The sequence below is a fragment of the Halomonas profundus genome (genome assembly GCF_020865425.1).
GTDB classification, from domain to species: domain Bacteria; phylum Pseudomonadota; class Gammaproteobacteria; order Pseudomonadales; family Halomonadaceae; genus Vreelandella; species Vreelandella titanicae.
On sequence record NZ_CP086344.1, the window covers coordinates 4,378,663 to 4,397,520 of the forward strand.

The 18,858-nt window shown below is 56.6% G+C and carries 17 protein-coding genes; 4 read left to right on the forward strand and 13 right to left on the reverse strand.

Features of this window, described 5'->3' with window-relative positions:
- Positions 1 to 9: 9 nt before the first annotated feature.
- Both LMS44_RS19950 and LMS44_RS19955 read left to right on the forward strand, forming a co-directional pair.
- On the forward strand, positions 10 to 1,284 hold the full coding sequence (locus LMS44_RS19950) for a Zn-dependent hydrolase (protein ID WP_498946217.1): 1,275 nt from the start codon (positions 10 to 12) through the stop codon (positions 1,282 to 1,284).
- Between the two features lie 2 nt (positions 1,285 to 1,286).
- A complete protein-coding gene (locus LMS44_RS19955; protein WP_414119782.1) occupies positions 1,287 to 2,687 on the forward strand; it encodes an amidase in 1,401 nt (466 codons plus the stop codon).
- Between the two features lie 13 nt (positions 2,688 to 2,700).
- On the opposite strand, the gene LMS44_RS19960 is transcribed toward LMS44_RS19955, so the two are convergent.
- From LMS44_RS19960 to frdA, 7 genes are all read right to left on the reverse strand, one after another.
- On the reverse strand, positions 2,701 to 4,095 hold the full coding sequence (locus LMS44_RS19960) for an AMP-binding protein (RefSeq protein ID WP_138799299.1): 1,395 nt from the start codon (positions 4,093 to 4,095) through the stop codon (positions 2,701 to 2,703).
- A complete protein-coding gene (gene menC, locus LMS44_RS19965) occupies positions 4,092 to 5,036 on the reverse strand; it encodes an o-succinylbenzoate synthase (RefSeq protein ID WP_278370347.1) in 945 nt (314 codons plus the stop codon). The genes LMS44_RS19960 and menC overlap by 4 nt, the downstream gene beginning before the upstream one ends.
- The gene (gene menB, locus LMS44_RS19970; protein WP_138799297.1) at positions 5,036 to 5,896 is read right to left on the reverse strand and encodes a 1,4-dihydroxy-2-naphthoyl-CoA synthase; all 861 of its coding nucleotides are present in this window, start codon (positions 5,894 to 5,896) and stop codon (positions 5,036 to 5,038) included. The genes menC and menB overlap by 1 nt, the downstream gene beginning before the upstream one ends.
- 75 nt (positions 5,897 to 5,971) lie before the next feature.
- On the reverse strand, positions 5,972 to 6,358 hold the full coding sequence (gene frdD, locus LMS44_RS19975) for a fumarate reductase subunit FrdD (protein WP_138799296.1): 387 nt from the start codon (positions 6,356 to 6,358) through the stop codon (positions 5,972 to 5,974).
- Entirely contained in the window at positions 6,355 to 6,756 is a 402-nt protein-coding gene (locus tag LMS44_RS19980) for a fumarate reductase subunit C (protein ID WP_138799295.1), read from the reverse strand. The genes frdD and LMS44_RS19980 overlap by 4 nt, the downstream gene beginning before the upstream one ends.
- Positions 6,757 to 6,768: 12 nt before the next feature.
- Entirely contained in the window at positions 6,769 to 7,551 is a 783-nt protein-coding gene (locus LMS44_RS19985) for a succinate dehydrogenase/fumarate reductase iron-sulfur subunit (RefSeq protein WP_278370350.1), read from the reverse strand.
- Positions 7,548 to 9,335: a fumarate reductase (quinol) flavoprotein subunit gene (gene frdA, locus LMS44_RS19990; RefSeq protein ID WP_138799293.1), complete on the reverse strand. Its 1,788-nt coding sequence runs from the start codon at positions 9,333 to 9,335 to the stop codon at positions 7,548 to 7,550. The genes LMS44_RS19985 and frdA overlap by 4 nt, the downstream gene beginning before the upstream one ends.
- A 263-nt stretch (positions 9,336 to 9,598) precedes the next feature.
- Between frdA and LMS44_RS19995 the strand changes: the two genes are divergently transcribed.
- A complete protein-coding gene (locus tag LMS44_RS19995) occupies positions 9,599 to 11,068 on the forward strand; it encodes an anion permease (protein ID WP_138799292.1) in 1,470 nt (489 codons plus the stop codon).
- A gap of 6 nt (positions 11,069 to 11,074) precedes the next feature.
- Here LMS44_RS19995 and menH read toward each other — a convergent pair whose 3' ends face one another.
- The 4 genes from menH to LMS44_RS20015 are packed head-to-tail and all read right to left on the reverse strand — an operon-like array spanning position 11,075 to position 15,434.
- Positions 11,075 to 11,827 carry a 2-succinyl-6-hydroxy-2,4-cyclohexadiene-1-carboxylate synthase gene (gene menH / locus LMS44_RS20000; protein WP_278370351.1) on the reverse strand — a complete coding sequence of 251 codons (753 nt, stop codon included), beginning with the start codon at positions 11,825 to 11,827 and terminating at the stop codon, positions 11,075 to 11,077.
- A complete protein-coding gene (gene menD / locus LMS44_RS20005; RefSeq protein ID WP_278370352.1) occupies positions 11,820 to 13,580 on the reverse strand; it encodes a 2-succinyl-5-enolpyruvyl-6-hydroxy-3-cyclohexene-1-carboxylic-acid synthase in 1,761 nt (586 codons plus the stop codon). The genes menH and menD overlap by 8 nt, the downstream gene beginning before the upstream one ends.
- Before the next feature lie 5 nt (positions 13,581 to 13,585).
- Positions 13,586 to 14,911 carry an isochorismate synthase gene (locus LMS44_RS20010; protein WP_278370354.1) on the reverse strand — a complete coding sequence of 442 codons (1,326 nt, stop codon included), beginning with the start codon at positions 14,909 to 14,911 and terminating at the stop codon, positions 13,586 to 13,588.
- A gap of 28 nt (positions 14,912 to 14,939) precedes the next feature.
- Entirely contained in the window at positions 14,940 to 15,434 is a 495-nt protein-coding gene (locus tag LMS44_RS20015; RefSeq protein ID WP_027957070.1) for a DoxX family protein, read from the reverse strand.
- 142 nt (positions 15,435 to 15,576) lie between these two features.
- Between LMS44_RS20015 and menA the strand changes: the two genes are divergently transcribed.
- Positions 15,577 to 16,503: a 1,4-dihydroxy-2-naphthoate octaprenyltransferase gene (menA, locus tag LMS44_RS20020; RefSeq protein WP_027957071.1), complete on the forward strand. Its 927-nt coding sequence runs from the start codon at positions 15,577 to 15,579 to the stop codon at positions 16,501 to 16,503.
- Positions 16,504 to 16,562: 59 nt separating this feature from the next.
- Here the strand turns inward: menA and hmuQ are convergent, their stop codons facing one another.
- A complete protein-coding gene (gene hmuQ, locus LMS44_RS20025; RefSeq protein WP_022521683.1) occupies positions 16,563 to 16,865 on the reverse strand; it encodes a heme-degrading protein HmuQ in 303 nt (100 codons plus the stop codon).
- 523 nt (positions 16,866 to 17,388) lie between these two features.
- Positions 17,389 to 18,690: an IS1380 family transposase gene (locus LMS44_RS20030; RefSeq protein WP_179917458.1), complete on the reverse strand. Its 1,302-nt coding sequence runs from the start codon at positions 18,688 to 18,690 to the stop codon at positions 17,389 to 17,391.
- Positions 18,691 to 18,858 lie beyond the last annotated feature (168 nt).

An 18,858-nucleotide genomic window follows, 5' to 3' on the forward strand; every position in this document is an offset into this window, starting at 1 on the left:
GATACTGAGATGAACACCTACGTTTCGCCAACAACTGATATCACCAGCCTACGTACCGACAGCGACCGCCTCTGGGAAGCACTAATGGAGATGGCCAAACTAGGCGCCACTCCTAAAGGCGGCGTCAATCGTCAGGCGCTTACCGATCTAGAACGTCAGGGGCGTGATCTATTTATTCAATGGTGTCGCGCCGAGGGCTGCACGATTCGCATTGATAATATCGGCAATATTTTTGCCCGCCGAGAAGGCAGCGACCCCAACGCCAAAGCAGTGATGGCAGGCAGCCACTTGGATAGCCAGCCTACCGGCGGCAAGTACGACGGCTGTTTTGGCGTGCTCTCCGGTCTGGAAGTGATTCGCACCCTTAACCAGCACAACATCACCACACAATCCCCTATCGAAGTCGTGGCCTGGACTAACGAGGAGGGCTGCCGTTTTCCGCCCTGCATGATGGGCTCTGGCGTATTCACCGGCGAGCTGGCGTTTGACGCCATGATGGCGCGCGCCGACGCCGATGGCGTCACGGTAAGCGATGCCCTGGACGCCATTCACTACCGCGGAAGCGATAATGTCTCGCCAAGCGAGATCAAGGCCTACTTTGAACCACACATCGAGCAGGGCCCGATTTTAGAAGATACCGATACCACCATAGGCGTGGTTATCGGTGGGCTTGGACAGAAGTGGTTTGATTTAACCCTGACAGGGCTTGAAGCCCACGCTGGCCCTACACCGATGAACCTACGTCGGGATGCCATGATGGGCGCAGCCGAAGTCACCCAAGCGCTCAACCGTATCGCCTTTGATCATCAGCCCCACGGGCGTGGCACAGTGGGCTGTATGACGCTGCACCCCGGTTCGCGTAACGTGATTCCCGGTCAGGTCAAAATGACCCTGGATATGCGCCACTGGGAGCCTGAAGCGCTTGAGACAATGGGTCAGGCAGTCGCCGCCGCTGTTGAAGAGATTTGCCAGCGCCATGGCCTTGAATACCACCTGGAACCCACTGCCAATTTCGCCCCTGAATACTTCGACAAAGCGTGCGTGGACGCAGTACGCCAAAGTGCAGAGCACCTCGAACTTTCCCATATGGATATCATTAGCGGTGCAGGCCACGATGCGATGTTTGTCGGCCGTGTTGCTCCCGCCGCGATGATCTTTATTCCCTGCAAGGATGGCATCAGTCACAACGAGATTGAGAGCGCTACACCAGAGCACGTCCATGCAGGCTGTAACGTTTTACTGCACGCCATGCTAAATGCCGCCGGTGTAGAAAGTGGGGAGTAACGATGACTGACACCTTTGAAACACTCACAGCAGTCGATGCATTAGCACGTTTCGGTGAGGGATCGCTCTCGCCGGCAACGCTGGTCGATGACTGCTTGGCGCGTATTGAGCGGGATAACCCCAAGGTAAATGCGTTTACCTGTGTGAACGAGGTAGAAGCCCAGCGTTTGGCTGCAGCATCTGCACAGCGCTGGCAGGCAGGTACGCCGCTTGGCCCCCTGGACGGAATACCTGTCACCATCAAGGATTTAACCCTAACCAAAGGCCTGCCTACACGGCTGGGCTCGACGACCACGTCACCGAATGGCCCTTGGGAGGTGGATGCACCGATCAGCCGCCATCTACGCAACGCCGGGGCTATCGTAATCGGCAAAACCACCTCACCGGAGTTTGGCTGGAAAGGCGTCACCGATAACCCACTCCACGGTATCACTCGCAACCCGTGGAATACGCAACTCACGCCGGGTGGCTCATCGGGTGGCGCGGGGGCCGCCGCTGCGCTTAACCTGGGCCTGCTGCACCAAGGTAGCGACGCAGGGGGCTCTATCCGCATACCGTGCAGTTTTACCGGCACTTTTGGTATTAAACCGACCTTTGGCTGGGTGCCCCAGTGGCCCGCCAGCACCATGAGTACGCTCTCCCACTTGGGGCCAATGACCCGTACCGCTGCTGATAGCGCACTAATGCTTAGCGTAATGGCGCAGCCTGATGTTCGGGATGGCTACTCCGGCAACCCGCTTGGGCCAGACTGGCTAACGCCCCCACCTGCTGACCTACGCGGCTGGCGAATCGCCTTTAGCACTGACCTTGGCTATGTAGAGGTAGCCCCGGATATTGCCCAGCGGGTTGAGGAAGCCGTTGCCCATTTAGAAGTATTGGGCGCGACGGTAGAGCGAATTGACCCTGGCTTTAGTGATCCGCTTAAGACGTTTAATACGCTCTGGTTTGCGGGAGCCACTCAAGCGCTCGAAAAACTGGACGAACAGCAGCAGGCGGCCCTCGACCCAGGGTTTCTGGATATCGCAAGGCGCGGGCAGGATGTCTCGCTTTCCACCTACCTCGCCGCGCGGCGCGAGCGTAGCGAGTTAACCGCCCATATGGCGGCATTTCATGAGCGGTATGACTTGCTGGTCACGCCTACAATGCCAATTGCCCCCTTCGCTGCGGGCCACAACGTACCACCGGGTGACCGCTATCGCGACTGGATGGATTGGACGCCGTTTAGCTACCCCTTCAATCTCACCCAACAGCCCGCCGCCTCCATGCCTTGCGGGCTGGACAGCCAAGGGTTGCCGGTAGGCTTGCACCTTGTAGCAGGCAAATACCAAGATCTAAAAGTACTGCATGCCGCTCAGCTGCTTGAGCGCTATTTGCCAACACTCACACCAACGGGAATGGCATAACTACGCGGGTTGGCTACTTGTTGGCCAACTGCGCCCGCGCCAGCTCAGCAAACTGCTTGCGGGAGGGCTTAAAGCCTACCCCTGGCGGCCAGGCCAGCCAGGCATCGGGCACCATAAAGCCGGGTAAGGCTTCGCGCACCCAGACATTTAGCGCTTGTTTCGATACGGCCTCGCCGTGCCAGTCGATAAATGCCACCGGGCGCTCGCCCCACTCGGGGTGGGGTACTGCTACCACAAGCGCCTGAGCAATGCCGGGGTGGTCAACCAAGCGCTGTTCTATACTTTCCGGCTGGATATTCTCGCCACCGGAGATAAAGCCGTTATCGAGCCGCCCTTCCACCACCAGCGCACCTTCCGCATTGAAGTGGCCCTTGTCGCGGGTGGCAAACCAGCCTTCGTCATTGAGGGCTGGATCAACCTTGCCATTATTCAAATAACCGCAGAACAGGGTCTCGCCACGCACCTGTATCTCACCCTCAACAATCCTCACTTCACGACCCGGCAGTGGCCTGCCGACAACGCCCGGTGCGGTGGGAATACCGGTGCAGACCTGGCTGGCCATCTCGGATAGCCCATAGCTAACCTTCGGCGTCAGCCCCAGTGATGTCATCTTCGCCACCAACGGTGCGGGAATCGCTGCGCCGCCCAGCAACAGTTGCCGCAACTGAGTGCGCTGGGGCGAAAAGCCCGACTTCAGCAGCCGCCAAAGCTGGGTGGGTACCAGAGAAAGGTGCGTGATTGACTGCTGCTCAAGACGCGCAGGAAGCATGTATGGGTCGTCATCAAGAATCACCCGCCCACCGGCGAGAAAAACGCGAAACGGAATAGTATAGCCACCGATATGAAACAGCGGCAGCGAAAGCAGCCAGCCACTGTTTTGATCAACCGGAATAAACGACGCCGAGCCTCGCGCGGAGGCCAAGTGATTGGCCACACGATGCAGCACCGCCTTGGGCGTGCCGCTGGAGCCGGAGGTAAAAATCGTGTTGCACAGCTGGTTGCTATCCAGCGCCGGTGGCTCTCTCACATCGGCTTCCGTCAAAAAATCGAAGCTAACCGGTGTAAGCTCGGCAGGGTAATGATGGTCGCTTTCCGTTTGGCAAACCCGCCCAGCCTGCAAGCGTTTGGCTAGAGTGAGCTGCTGGGAAATAGGGAACACAGGGTTAAACGGACAAAAAACAACCCCTGCCCGTAGGCAGGCCCACGCCAACAGCAAGGATTTAAGAGCCCCTTTAGCGGGCACAACTAAGCGATCACCGGGCACAAAACCTGCGCGCTTCAGTTGCTGCGCTAAAGACGCCACCCGGCGATTGAGGGTTCGGTAGCTAAGACGCACGGAGCCAGCCTCTACTGCAATATGCTCGGGGGTCTCTTTAGCCCAGTAGTGAATGGGGCAGGTGTCTGTCATGCTGAATTTTCCATTTTAGAGAGACAGTGCACGTTTTCTGTCATCACTTCGCCCGTGGTAGTGATCAAACGCTCGGTGAGCCAATGGCCCGTATCCAGTCCCGGCGGCTCATGGGGTGCCCACTCGCTGGCCAGCCGACTCAACAGCCCAAGACCTAAATCGGATTCAAAGCTGGAGGAGATCACCACGCGAAGATTACCCGCCCGTGCCCGTTGAACGAGTGCTTCGCAGTCGCTTAGCGAGCCGATTAGCGTGGGTTTGATTACCAAGGCTTTGAGCTGTGGGTGGTAGTACCACTCTTCCCGGCGGGATAGCGTTTCATCCAGGGCAATGGCCACCCCCGTTGCTTCTGCCACGGCGATGGTGTCAGCAAAGGCAGCGCAGGGCTCTTCCAGGTAGTCGATCTGTTTAAGGGGTAGGCGCTCACAGAAGCGCTGGGCTTCTTCCCGCGTCCAGCCGCCGTTGGCATCCAACATCAGCTTGGTGGTGGGTAGCCGGGCAGCAAGCTGTTCGATCAGCGCCAATTCCTCTTTCATAGCATAGCGTGCCACTTTCAGCTTGAGCCGAGACGGTGGCGAGGCTTGCCAATCGGCGGTTGAAAGAGACTGGATCAGCGCGGCAGGCGCTCCCTGGAGCAGCAGATAGGGTGGTAAAGGCGCAGGAAGATTGAGCGGCCAAGAGCGTTGGGCGCAGTCGAGCCCAAACTGCACCGATGGCAGCATTGGGGAGACTATTTCGCCTCGGCTCAAAGCAGACAAACAGGCCAAACTTTCAGCTTCAGCTTCCGCCAGGGTTTCCGTTGAGAAGCCAGGCAACGGGGCTATCTCGCCCCACTGGCCATTGATGGAAACGAGTAGCCCTTCTCTGCTGACCAGCCGCTGGCCTTTAAACATCAGCGGCTGGCGAAACGGTAGCGAGTAGCGGTAAAGCGCCAGCTGCATTACGGGTTGCGCGGGTAACGGGTGAAGTCCGGGCGGCGCTTTTCGTTAAAGGCGTTACGACCCTCCTGCCCCTCTTCGGTCATGTAGTAGAGCATGGTGGCATTGCCCGCCAGCTCTTGAAGCCCGGCCTGGCCGTCGCAGTCGGCATTGAGTGCAGCTTTCAGGCAACGCAGTGCCATAGGGCTATGCTGCAGCATTTCCCGGCACCAACGCACACTCTCTTTTTCTAGCTCGTCTAGCGGCACCACGTGGTTGACTAGCCCCATTTCCAGCGCTTGGGCGGCGCTGTACTGGCGGCACAGAAACCAGATTTCCCGGGCCTTTTTTTGGCCCACAATGCGCGCCATATACGAGGCGCCGTAGCCGCCATCGAAGGAGCCGACTTTAGGGCCGGTCTGGCCAAAGATGGCGTTATCGGCGGCGATGGTCAGGTCGCACATCATATGCAGCACGTGACCGCCGCCGATGGCATAACCCGCCACTATGGCGATAATAGGTTTCGGACAGGTACGAATATCGCGCTGGAAATCCAGCACGTTGAGGTGGTGGGTACCCTCTTCATCCTGGTAGCCGCCGTAGTCGCCACGGATGCGCTGATCACCGCCGGAACAGAACGCTTTATCGCCGGCACCGGTGAGAATAATCGCACCAATGGTGCTGTCGTGGCGGGCGCGGTTAAGCGCTTGGGCCATCTCGCTCACCGTTAACGGGCGAAAGGCGTTGCGCACTTCGGGGCGGTTGATGGTGATGCGCGCAATGCCATCGGCAGTGGTGTAATACAAGATATCCTGATAGCCATCTGAGCGATCCTGCCACTCTACCGGCGCATAGAGTTCTGATTCAGTGAGTCCGTTAATCATGCCAGTCTCTTTTTCTTTGTCAGGTTTTTTAGTTAGTTTTTCTTTATCAGGGATGGGGTGTTTGCAGTGAATCGCTTAAGCCAGCATACCTGTAACGACTAAGCCCAGCGCCACAATGCTTAACAGCGCAGCCCCACCGTACATCAGTTTTTTGTTAAGTGCGTCATTGCCCACGCTGATATCAAACATCCCATGGCGCAGGCGGTGGGCGGCATGAAAAAGCGGCAGACACACCACCGCGCCAACAAATAGAAAACCCGGTACGCTAAACAGCAGCGATGATGCCCGCTCATAGCTCAGCGCCCCAGCAGGCAGCAGGCCCAAAGGCAGTAGAACGGCGATAAACAGAATCACGGCGGGCAGTAAAACTGCGAAACAGACGCCGCCCGCGCTAAATAACCCCCACCAAAGTGGCTCATCAAAAGCTTGTTTATGCTGAACATCATGTTTGTGCATGTTCATGCTCCACTCCTCCCCAATAGCCAGAAAAACAGCAGCGCGACCACGACTACGCCCGCCCACTGCCCAGCAACAATGGCCTGATCGGGCAGGCTATGCCCGGCGATACGAATCGGCATTACCCGCGGGAACAGCACAAAGAAGGTGGCGGCGTGAAACAGGCTGGCGGCCAGCGCCAGAAGATTAAGCACTAATACGATGGGAGAGCCCATAAAGGCGATCCACCCCTGCCAACTCTCCGCCCCTTGAAGAAGAGCGACCATACCTGCGAGTAAACAGAGCGTGAAAAACACCAGCGGCAGCACCGTGGCTTCGCGCAGCATATAGAGTTTAAAAAAGCGGTGCTTCAGCCACCAATTGCGTTTCAGCGGCGGCAGGCGTTGCGATGATGATTTATCCATGATGTTCCTCCCCTACCCTTTAAACAGCGCAATAAGCGTGTGTTTGGCTGCTTCGACCTTGCCCTGATTGACCGCAGCGGCGGGGTCAACGTGTTTGGGGCACACTTTTGAACAGAAGCCCACAAAGGTGCAGCTCCACACCCCGTCGTGGCGGTTAAGCTCGGCCATGCGCTGTTTTTTTCCGTGATCTCGGCTGTCCAGGTTGTAACGGTGAGCCAGCGTTAGCGCCGCCGGCCCAAGGAACTCAGGGTTCAGCCCGAACTGCGGGCAGGCCGAGTAGCAGAGACCGCAATTAATGCAGTTAGCGAACTGCTTGTAGCGCTCCAGCTGCTCCGGCGTCTGTTGATAGGTTTCCGGCGCACTGGGGTCGTAAGGTTTTACGGGGTTGTCATCAATAAGGTAGGGCTTCACCGCCGCCAGGTGTTCAAGGAAGATCTCCATATCCACCACCAGATCCCGCTGCACGGGGAAGTGTGCCAACGGCTCGATACTAATATCGCCCTCGTAATCGCGCAGGAAGGTTTTGCAGCCGAGCTTGGGAATGCCGTTCACCATGACCCCGCAGGAGCCACAAATCGCCATACGGCACGACCAGCGGTAGCTCAGGGTGCTATCGAGCTGCTCCTTGATATAGTTGAGGGCATCCAGCAGCGAGGTACTGTCATCCACCGGCAGGTCATACGCCTGCCAGTACGTCTCAGTCGAGTTATCAGGCAGGTAGCGTTTGACGCTAATATGCTTGGTGCTGACATTCTTCGTACTGATTAAGTTAGTACTCATCTGATCGATACTCATGCCTTCTCCCCCTTGCCCGCATCGCCATAGGCCCGCTCCGCCGGGGCGGAGAATTGCACATCGACGTCCTGCCAGCGCAGTTCGGCATGGACATCGCCTTGGTAAAAGACCTGGCTATGCTTGAGGTAGTTAACGTCATCGCGTTTCTGCATGCCTTCATCCAAGCGCTGGTGGGCACCGCGGGACTCACGGCGCTCAAGCGCGCCCAAACAAGACGCTTCGGCAATATCCAGTCCACACTCCAGTTCAAGACATTCCAATAACTCAGTGTTGAAGATCTTGCTGGTATCGTTAACGCGGATCTCGTTGAAGCGCGCACGCAGTTGGCGCATGGTATCCAGCGAATGGCGCATGCCCTCTTCGGTGCGGTAAATCCCACAGCCGCTCTCCATGGCCTGCACCATGGCGTGCTTGAGTTCCACCCAGTTCTCGCCGCTCCCCGTTCCGTCACAGAGCCGCAGCAGCTTGGCTTGCTGGCAGTCGCCCTGGGCTTCCAGCAGGCGCTCATCGGCCCACTCGGTTTGTGCTGCGCGCTTGCTTGCCTGCTCACCGGCCAGGCGGCCAAACACCAACAGCTCCGTCAGCGAGTTAGAGCCCAATCGATTGGCGCCGTGCAGACCCACCGAAGCACACTCCCCGGCGGCGTAGAGCCCAGCAATGGAGGTTTCGCACTGTGGATTGGTTTCAATACCGCCCATGGTGTAGTGAACCGCTGGGCGAATGGGGATGGGCACTTTCACCGGGTCGACGTTGATATAGGATTTGGCCAGCTCGCAGATAAACGGTAGGCGCTCCAGAATGTACTTTTCACCCAAGTGACGCAGATCGAGATAGACCACATCGCTGTCGCCAAACTTACCGGTGCGGCCTGCCTGCTGCTCCTGCCAGAAGGCCTGGGAGAGTTTGTCCCGCGGGCCCAGCTCCATATACTTGTTTTCCGGTTTACCCAGCGGCGTTTCCGGGCCAAGGCCATAATCCTGCAGATAACGATAGCCCTCTTTATTGAGCAGAATACCGCCTTCCCCCCGGCACGCTTCAGTAATCAAAATGCCGGAGCCGGGCAAGCCGGTGGGGTGGTATTGAACAAACTCCATGTCCCGCAGCGCCACACCATGGCGGTAGGCCATCGCCATACCGTCGCCAGTGACAATGCCCGCATTGGTGTTGAAACGGAATAAACGCCCCGCGCCGCCGGTGGCCAAAATCACCGCTTTGGCGCGCAGCACGGTTAATTCGCCAGTGGCTATTTGTAGGGCAATCACGCCAATCACAGCACCTTCGTGTACCGCCAAGTCGAGCACGAAGTATTCGTCGAAACGCTCGATCTCAGGGTATTTCAGCGAAGTCTGAAACAGGGTGTGAAGCATATGGAAGCCGGTTTTATCGGCGGCGAACCAAGTGCGGGCGGTTTTCATCCCCCCAAAGCGGCGCACCTGCACCTGACCATCGTCCTTACGGCTCCAAGGACAGCCCCAGCGCTCCATCTGCACCAGCTCTTGATAGGCGTGGTGAACAAAGTAGTCAGCCACCCCCTGCTCAACCAGCCAGTCACCGCCGGAAACGGTGTCATCAAAATGCGCCTGATGTGAATCTTCGGCACTTGTGACGGCAGCCGCACCGCCTTCCGCCGCCACGGTATGCGAGCGCATGGGGTACACCTTGGACAGCAGCGCAATACGTTGCGGGGTGTTGTGCTCTTTAGCGTGCTCGGCAGCCCCAATGGCAGCACGCAAGCCTGCGCCACCCCCACCGACAATCACGATATCGAAATCTCGCTGCTGCATGACGTTTCCTTCCGTTAGCCAAGTCAAAGGTGGTGGTAGCGACACTCTTCGGTGCCCTTTCATTCTTCGAACTTACCACGCTATTGGCAGGCCCTGCTCATTAGTCCAAAGAACTATTGACGTGCGTCAAGCAAGTAGAAAATCGACTAGGTATTGCTGTTACCCGCGTGCCACAGGCCCTACTCTTCAAGCCACTCACTGCAGGGCAGATACCTATCCGCCAGGCAATAAAAACAGCAAGAAAGACTAAAGAGAGGTGCAGCATGACAACCAATGCCCAACCCTCGCCACGATGGAAACTGTTAGCACCGTTAGCAGTCGCTATTATCGTCGCGCTGATACCTACACCCGAGGGGCTAGCGCCTCACGCGTGGTACTTTTTCGCCATCTTCCTTGGCTGCGTGGTTGGCTTGATTCTCGAGCCCTTACCTGGGGCGGTGGTCGGCCTGATCGGCGTTACCCTGGTGGCACTGCTTTCAAGGTGGGTGCTGTTCTCTCCGGAGCAACTGACGGCTGACGGATTCAGTGCCGCTAACCAAGCATTCTCATGGGCGGTGTCGGGCTTTACCAACTCTACGGTATGGCTAATTTTTGGTGCCTTTATGTTTGCCTTGGGGTATGAGAAAACCGGCCTGGGCAGGCGGATATCGCTCTGGCTCGTCAAAGCCATGGGGAAGCGTACTTTAACCCTGGGTTATGCGGTGATGATTGCCGATGGCATTCTGGCGCCGTTTACGCCTTCCAATACGGCGCGCAGTGCGGGCACGATCTATCCGGTCATTCGTAACCTGCCGCCGCTTTACGATTCGCATCCCAACGACCCTAGCATGAAGCGCATGGGCAGCTTTTTGATGTGGACCGCGCTTGCTTCTACCTGCGTCACTAGCTCGCTGTTTTTGACCGCTCTGGCCCCGAACTTACTGGCCATCGCGCTAACTGAAAGCGCGACCGGTATTCATATCAACTGGGGGCAGTGGTTTATGGCGGTAGCACCAGCCGGCATTTTGCTGCTTCTGCTAGTTCCGCTGCTGAGCTACTGGCTATGCGCGCCCGAAGTAAAAGCGGGTAATGAAATTTCCGACTGGGCAGGGCAGGAGTTAACCAAGCTGGGGGCACTGACTCGCCATGAAATGATGCTGGTCATTATGGTGGTCTCCGCCCTGCTGCTGTGGATTTTCGCGGGCGACATTATCTCTGGGTCATTGGTGGGCTTAGTGGTGATCTGCGGTATGTTGTTAACCGGCATTGTGACCTGGAGCGATATTCTCGATAACCGAGCCGCTTGGAATACCTTTGTGTGGTTTGCCACCCTGGTGGCGCTCGCGGGTGGGCTGAGCCTAGTGGGGTTTGTTAACTGGTTTGGCAGCGTGGTGGGCGGGCAGATAAGCCACTTTGACCCGCTGATGGCCATGGTGGCGCTGGTAGTTATTTTCTACCTGCTGCACTACTTCTTTGCCAGCGTGACAGCCCACGTTACTGCTCTGCTGCCGGTAATTCTGGCGGCGGCGTCGGGGATTGCCGGGCTGGATATGCAGATGTTTATCCTGCTGCTACTGCCCACACTGGGCTTTATGGGCATTCTCACCCCTTACGGCACAGGGCCAAGCCCGGTTTACTACGGCAGCGGCTACTTACCCAGCGCACTGTTTTGGCGGCTAGGGGCGATCTTTGGGCTGCTGTTCCTGGTGGTTTGGCTGGTGATTGGCCTGCCTTGGTTAATGCTGATCAGCTGATTGAAGTCAGCTAGCAGTACCCAACCAAGCGTTCAACTGCTGTGAGAACGCCTCTGGTTGCTCAACATGAAGATTGTGGCCCCCGTTCAGCGAGATATGGCGCAGGCGCGGGGCCATCGTTGCCAAGTGAGTGGCAAGAGTGTGGAACTTGGCGTCCCGCTGGCCCGAAAAATAGCTAATCGGTAGTAGGGTATTTTCCAACCACGACCATAACGAGGGCTGGTGACCCAAGGAAGTTGATCGCAGCATGCTGGCGACGGCTGGCCCGTGATTCGCGAGACGGCGTTGCATTTGCCGACTGCGCTGAACGTCGGTGAGATCGGCGAACACCGGCTGCTGGTACCAGTCGGCAAGTACGTTTTCCAATGGTTCCTGCTCGAAGCGTGTTGCCCAGTGCTCATCGTGCGCAATTCGGGCAGAGCGCTCACTGGCGGGCAGCCCTGGGTGGGCACTCTCCAGCCAGAGTGCTTCCAGCCCCGGTGGCTGACGGCTAGCATGGTACAGCGCCAAGCGCCCGCCCAGGGAGTAACCCAGTAGGCAGTAATGGCGAACACCGTGAGTTATCAGCGTATCGCCAAGCCAGTGGTGAAAAGCCTCAAAAGAGCCTACCTGCACGTGGTGATTCTCACCGTGGCCGGGTAAGTCCAGCGCGAGGCAGCGGATGCCTTCCAAGCCAGCGATGATCTCACCCCAGTCCTGAGCATCGCCCAACAGACCGTGGAGCATTACCAGAGTCGGCGCCTGAGGTTTACTACTCACGCGGCTCCCCTCGAATCGCTGCGCCAAGATGCTTGAGATCATCAGCTACTTGCTGATGGGGCACGTTAATCTCGATCAAGGTAACGCCCGCCTGCAGGGCCTGAGTGTAGGCCGCCATAAAGGCACCCAGTGACTCTGGCGCGAAGTAGCCAAGTCCAAACATCTTCGCCGCATGCTCTAAGTGTAAGCCATGGGGCTGGCGATAATAGCGCTCCAGCAGATCGTCTTCTTTAGGCACCGGCAGCATATGGAAAATACTGCCACCATCGTTATTGAGGATAACCACCACCAGAGGCTGCGTGGCCTGCTTTAATAGCGCCAAGCTGTTGAGATCATGCAGTGCGCTGGTATCCCCCAGCACAATAGTAGTCGGCTCTGAGCATGTGCAACTGAGGCCGTAAGCCGTTGCAATAAGACCATCAATACCGGAGGCGCCGCGATTGGCCACTACCCGCAGCGGCGTTTGGCGATGCTTCCCCAACATATTCATTAGCCGCGCGGGCAGGCTATTGCCGATAAACAACTGCCCTTCAGCCACCTGCGCTAAAAGGTGACAAACTCCCACCTCGGAGAATGCTGTACAGCGCTCTTCCACAAGCTGACTAGTGCGTCGTTGGAGGCTGGCCAGCTGATGCCAGCAGAGTTGTTCAGGTATCGTTGGCAAAGCGGCTATAAAGTCGGCGGGCGAGCATATCAAACGGCGCTTAACGCAGTAGTCGGGATCCAGCCGCTGGGGCAGTGGATCAACCAACCAGGCATCCTGCCACGGCTGCTGAGCAATAAATTGCGTTAGCCGCTTGGAGATTAATCGCCCACCAAACTGCAGCAGCACCTCGGCTTTGGCGAGCTCAGCGCAGAAACGCTCATCATGCAGCGCCAGATCAAAGTGAATCAGATTGTGAGGGTCAAAATGAATTTGGCTCTGTATGTCGGCCAGTAGCGGCCAACCCAACTGCTTGGATAGCTCAACAATCTGCTGCCCCTGCTGGGAGTCATCAACACTATCTTCAACCCTGCCAACAACAATCAGGCCACGCTGTTGGGCAAACGTTTCCCACTCGTTGTTGAGCGCTGGAACCGCAGTGCTGGATGACCAATCACTCCACGGTTTTGAAGTCGTCAGCCAGTCCCTTAGCGGGGCGAGATAGTCACTGGCATCCACCAGGCAGTTGCCGGGGTAAAGCGGTTCGCGATAACGGCAATTAATGTGAATCGGCCCAGAGGTACGGCGTTGCTGATCAACGGCTTGATCAACAGTACTGAGTAGAAACGCTGCTTTTATCTCAGCATCCGGCGGCGGCAGGTCGTGGTGAACAATGGTATGGCGGGAGAATATATCCCGCTGATCAATCGCCTGATTGCTGCCGTTATCCAGCAGTTCAATAGGGCGGTCGGCAGAGAGCACAATAAGCGGGACGCCGAGTAAATTTGCTTCCACCACCGTCGGGTAAAGGTTGGCCACGGCAGTGCCTGAGGTAGTGATAATAACGACCGGGCGCTGACTGCCCCGGGCAATGCCCAGCGCCATAAACCCCAGTCCACGCTCGTCAAAATGGCAGTGGCAGCGCAGCCCGGCATGCTCGCTGGCGGACATAGTCAAAGGCGATGAACGGGAGCCTGGCGCCAGGACTACATCGCGCACGCCTAAGCGGTAGAGTTCCTCCAGTATTAGTGCCGCCCATATATGATTAAAGGTGGCGTACTCTTCCATAAAACCACTCTTCACAAAACCGTCCGATGTCAGTGCTGTCATCTACGTTATCCCATCCCAAGCAGCGACATAATGTCAGCAATTTTCGTATCCAGTTCGTGCCACTCCTCGTCTGGCTGTGAGCCTGCCACAATGCCTGCACCGGCATAAAGGCGAATTGTTTCTGGGCCGATATGGGCGCAGCGAATGGCCACCGCCAGATCGCTGCTGGTGTGACTGATTCGGCCGAAAACGCCCGCATACCAACCGCGTCGATGGCGCTCATGTTGGCGAATAAATGCCAGTGCCGACTTGCGGGGAACACCGCCTACCGCTGGGGTAGGCGGCAGCACTGCCAGCAACTGCTGGTCGGTGACGTCTCGGTGCAACTCGGCGTGAATCAGACGACGGATATGCTGCACCGAGCGCAGCTTAACAATATGCGCCTCGCCCATGTCCACTTGAGAAGAGAGCGACTCAAGCTGGGTCAAAAGCTGCTGATAGACACACTGGTTTTCCAGACTGTTTTTCTTATCGGCAAGCAGTTCATCGGCAAGCGCTTGATCTTGCTGGGCATCCCGCCCACGGCGAGTGGTACCCGCCAGCGCCTCGGTCATTAAATGCCTACCTTTACGCTTGTAGAGCCGTTCCGGCGGGCAGCCGATAAAGGCTTCATGGGGAGTAAATTGGACGCCAAAGTGAAAACAGTCGGCGGCACCGGCCTGCCAGCGTGCTAGCAGCGCCCAAGGGCTGGGCGTTTCAGGTGTGGTTAGGCACGTCTCCCGTGAGAGCACCACCTTGGGTGTGTGACTCAGGTGATCAGGATGGGTGACCTGCTCTACCGACGCCGCCCACTCTTTCTGCGCAGGATGGTCTTCACGCTGATAAACATGAGGCAGCCAACAAGGCAGCCGTTGCTCCTCTTCCAGCGCAGCCAAACAGGCACGAGCCTGGGCTATCTCGGCCTCTGGGCAGCAATCATCAAAGCGCAGATTGAGTGATAACATCACCCCCGCTTGCTGGCGCCTAAGCTCTATACGCGGCAGCAAAAAGTGGCAGCCCGGAAAGTGCTCCCACCCTGGCGTACCGGGGTCGAAGGCCATGCCCCCGAAGTAGTCCGGCTGCTCGCCACCACTATCGGCCAGTGTGGCAAGGTCGGCCTGCAGCGCGGCTAGCGAATCAAACGCCCTAACAACCCCTAGCGCAGCATACTCAACGGCGCCAGCATCACGGGATTGCCAATAGAGACGGGGATAAACGCTTTGCACGTTTAACCACCCCATCAGGTTACCGACCTGACAGGGCGTATTTAGGCGCATAAACCCTTTTTTATCCGTATGACGAAGCGCATCAAGCTGATGTTTGAGTGCTTCAATAGGGTGTGTAACGTGCATAATTCGCCTGTTAGACCCGCGTTTTCAATTAACTACCAGCGTACTTCAAGCCTAGCTTTTTTTTCATATAGGGCAGCACCCACCGATCGCCACCCAACCGCCCCGCATTGGCACCCGCCACCAGCAACAAGAAAGTCAGCGCAATCATCCATGGATTAGTGGACACCGTGCCTGCCATCAAAAACGACATGTTCATCACGATGGCGAAAAATGCAGCAAACGAGGTCAGCACACCAACGATCAAACCCAGACCAACTAACACTTCTCCCAGCGGTATAATGAAATTAATGACATCCGCATTGGGCAACGCAAAATTCTCTAGAAAGGCGACATAATTAGGATAAACCGCGCTTCCCTCGCGCATCACAGGGTTGGCGACAGCATTGCTTAAGAAGCCCTCGGCGTTAAAGCCACCGGTCATTTTACCGATGCCTAAGGTTAGCCAGGTGATGCCTAAATAGAGCCGTAGCAGTAACCAAACTACCGCCATATATTTGTTATGTCTAAATAAGTCGCCAATCATCGCGTAAACTCCTACTCAAGGGGTGCTTGCAGTGTGGGACAAGATGACGCGGCATATTTTGACTTAGATCTACTTTTCCGCACTTAATCATACATTGCCGAATGTTTATTAAATGAAAACGGTCAACAGGAATATCAACGGGATGGATCAAAATAGTAAGCGCCGCCACTACCAAGCCTGGGTGTTAGCCGCTCGCCCCCGAACGCTACCGCTAGCGTGTGCTTCCATTCTGCTAGGTACTGGGCTAGCCGCGAGTGTGGATGCTCTTAATATGGCAGTGCTTGTGCTTGCCCTACTGACCGCCATTGCGCTTCAAGTGCTGTCTAATTTAGCCAACGATTACGGTGATGCTGCATCGGGTGCTGATGACGAACAGCGTATAGGGCCTGCAAGAGCGGTCTCTTCTGGCTTGCTTAGCGCGGAAAAAATGCGCACGGGAATGATCATTGCGGCAACGTTTGCCGCGTTACTGGGGCTGTTACTGCTAGTCGCCGCGTTTGGAAATCAGTGGGGGCAAATCCTCATCTTCATTCTCTTAGGGGCTGCGGCCCTGTTGGCAGCAGTGACCTATACCGTTGGTCTAGGTGGCACCCCTTATGGCTACCGAGGGTTTGGGGACATTGCGGTCTTTATGTTTTTTGGTCTGCTTGGCGTCTTGGGCACCTACTATCTGCATGTACAGCAGTTAAGCTGGCTACCATTTCTACCTGCCGCCGCCTGCGGCCTGCTGGCCACCGCCGTGCTCAATGTGAATAACGTGCGCGATATAGAGAGCGATGCACGCAATGGCAAAATCACCCTGGCGGTGCGGTTAGGCCGCACTAAGGCGATTAGCTACCACTGGGCGCTGCTGGGCATCGCGCTGCTACTCACCTTGATCTATTTAGTTGTACTGCCGGTACCGTGGGAGGGATGGAGCTGCCTGCTGGTGGCCAAACCTCTAACTGACGCGGCCAGAACTTTGAGCCATACCCGTAATGGCGAGATTTTGACCAATATGCTGAAGAAAACGGCCATTTCAACGCTGCTTTATAGCGTACTGCTCTCTATTGGCTTGGCATTATTTTAAAGCCCTCAAAGCGGGGCAACCACCCCGCTGATAACCTGCTTCGTTTAGCCGTACACGCCTTACAGCACCACCTCATAACCTTCAAACTTTGGTGGGCCAAGATAAATACCTTCGGGTGACTTGGCATTGGCATGGGCCTTCCGGAACGCATCTGACTTAGTCCAGGCGCGGAAGGCTTCTTCCGACTCCCACACGCTGTGGGAGATAAACACGGTGTGATCTTCCTGGCTTTCACCCTGCAGCATCTTGAACTGTTTAAAGCCCGGCACTTCATCCAAGTGAGAGTCGCGGTTACGCCACACCTCTAAAAAATCCTCTTCGCGGCCTGGGGCAATCCGAAAACGGTTCATCGCGATATACATCGTTACTCTCCTACTGGTTTGTTCCTGCAGAGTTGATCCTGCTGGATTGATTACGCAAACGCTACCTTGATGGTAACGTCATGGCATAGTGGCGAATAGGCTTAGCGGCGAATAGCTCTCAACCGTCAGGTATCAGTATTATTAATGGCTAAGGCACCTATCCAGGTCGTTTGGTTCAAACGCGAGTACGCATTCATGATCACGCGCCGTTTGCTAACGCAGCCGCGGCGGGCCCCACGTTGCCCGTATTCGCCATTGAACCCGACCAAAGAAGCCAGCCAAGTGATTGTGGATAAACTCGCCAGCCAGCGATGCCCAAGCCAACGCACGAAAACAAAATATTGAAAAACCATAACGGCTAGCCTGGATTTCTCATAGTACCTCAGCCAGTACCGCACTCAGGCTGTAACACCGCTAAACACCTACTGGCTCGACTTACATCGGCTACTTTTTAACCACTTTCCGTCCTTCAGACACACTTCCCCCTTTCCCCCATTGCGTCGGGCCGGGGGCGCCCGAGCAGTCAGTTCGGCACCAACCGCCTGACCAGATCGGATAGCGCCGTTTTATAGGGGTAGCTGTCACTCATCAACACCCGGATGCGGCGCGTATTGCGGAGGATGACCGCGCCTACTTTGATGAGCTTGAGCCTCAGGTTGCTTGGACTCATGCGCGCGAAGGGCGTGTGCTTCAGGTAAGTCCGTAACCGCTCGAACAGCGTATAAGCGAAGCCCGACAAGATCAGCCGCCACTGATTGGCCCACCAGTGCGTGCTGGAGGTCCGGTCAGCAAACAGGCTCAGTTGTTGATCCTTGATCCGGTTCTCCATGTCACCCCGGGCACAGTACTGCTCGTAGTAAAGCTTGAAGCCGTCATCGTAACGAGAGCTGATGATAAACCGGGGATTAGAGCCTAACTCACCTTCTTCTAGGCGGGCCACCACCCAGCGTGGGTATTTCCAGGAGCGGGCTTGATACTGGAAGCGGAACGTCCCCGCTACTTTCCCTCCCACCTGCCATTGGGTCTTGCGCACCAGCATCATGGGGACGTCCACTTCCTTGAGCAGCCGGCTGTTCTTTGCGATTCCCACGATGTAGTCGACGTGATGCCGATCACACCAGTTCAGCATCCGGGGACGACAAAAGTGGCTATCACCTCGTAACACGATGCGCGTATCGGGCCAGTATTGACGGATAAAGCGTACCAGTAAGGCGAGGATCGCCCAGCTATGGCGGCTGTCGCTGCGGTCACTGGTGCGCAGATAGCTCACCAGTAAGTGGCGCCCACAGAAGACATACAGTGGGAAGTAGCAGTGGTGATCGTAATAACGGTTAAAGAACTTGCCGGGTTGCTCGCCATGCACGGGGATGTCGGTGCCATCAAAGTCCAGCACGATCTCCTTGGGTGGTTCGTCATGCTGTTCAATGAAGTGATGCCACAGCAACTCATGGGCCTTCACTATTGCTTGCCGATCGGCGTTCTGCTCCACCCGGCACAGCGTCGACTTGCCTGCCAGCGTATCCTCTTCACCGAGCGCTGTCTGAAGGGCCTGATCATAGCGCAGGGCCTCATGGTCGTTGAAATCTTCATAGCCAGCGGCGACACCGAACACCCGCTGACGAACCAACGTGTCGAGCTTATGACGAACCTGTTCCGGTGAGCGGGGATCATGAAGCACGGCGGCCAAGCGGCGTGTTAGGCGATGCTGTTTATCGACTTCACGAAGCAGGAGTAATCCGGCGTCCGACGTAATGTGGCCCCCGGAGAAGTCGGCTTCAATTTGGCGGCGAGAGAGTGGCGAGAAGGTCAGCTTTTCAGGTACCATTTTGGAAGCGGCTGTTGGTGTTGGTTTTTGGTGTAAGGCCCTGAAACGTTAACACTTTCAGCCGCTTTCTTTTATACCCTGTGAGAAATCCGGGCTAGACTCACTCCGCTCTCAACAAACCTGCACGATCTTACAATACGCTTATCAACTTTTCCCATACGCTTCCAG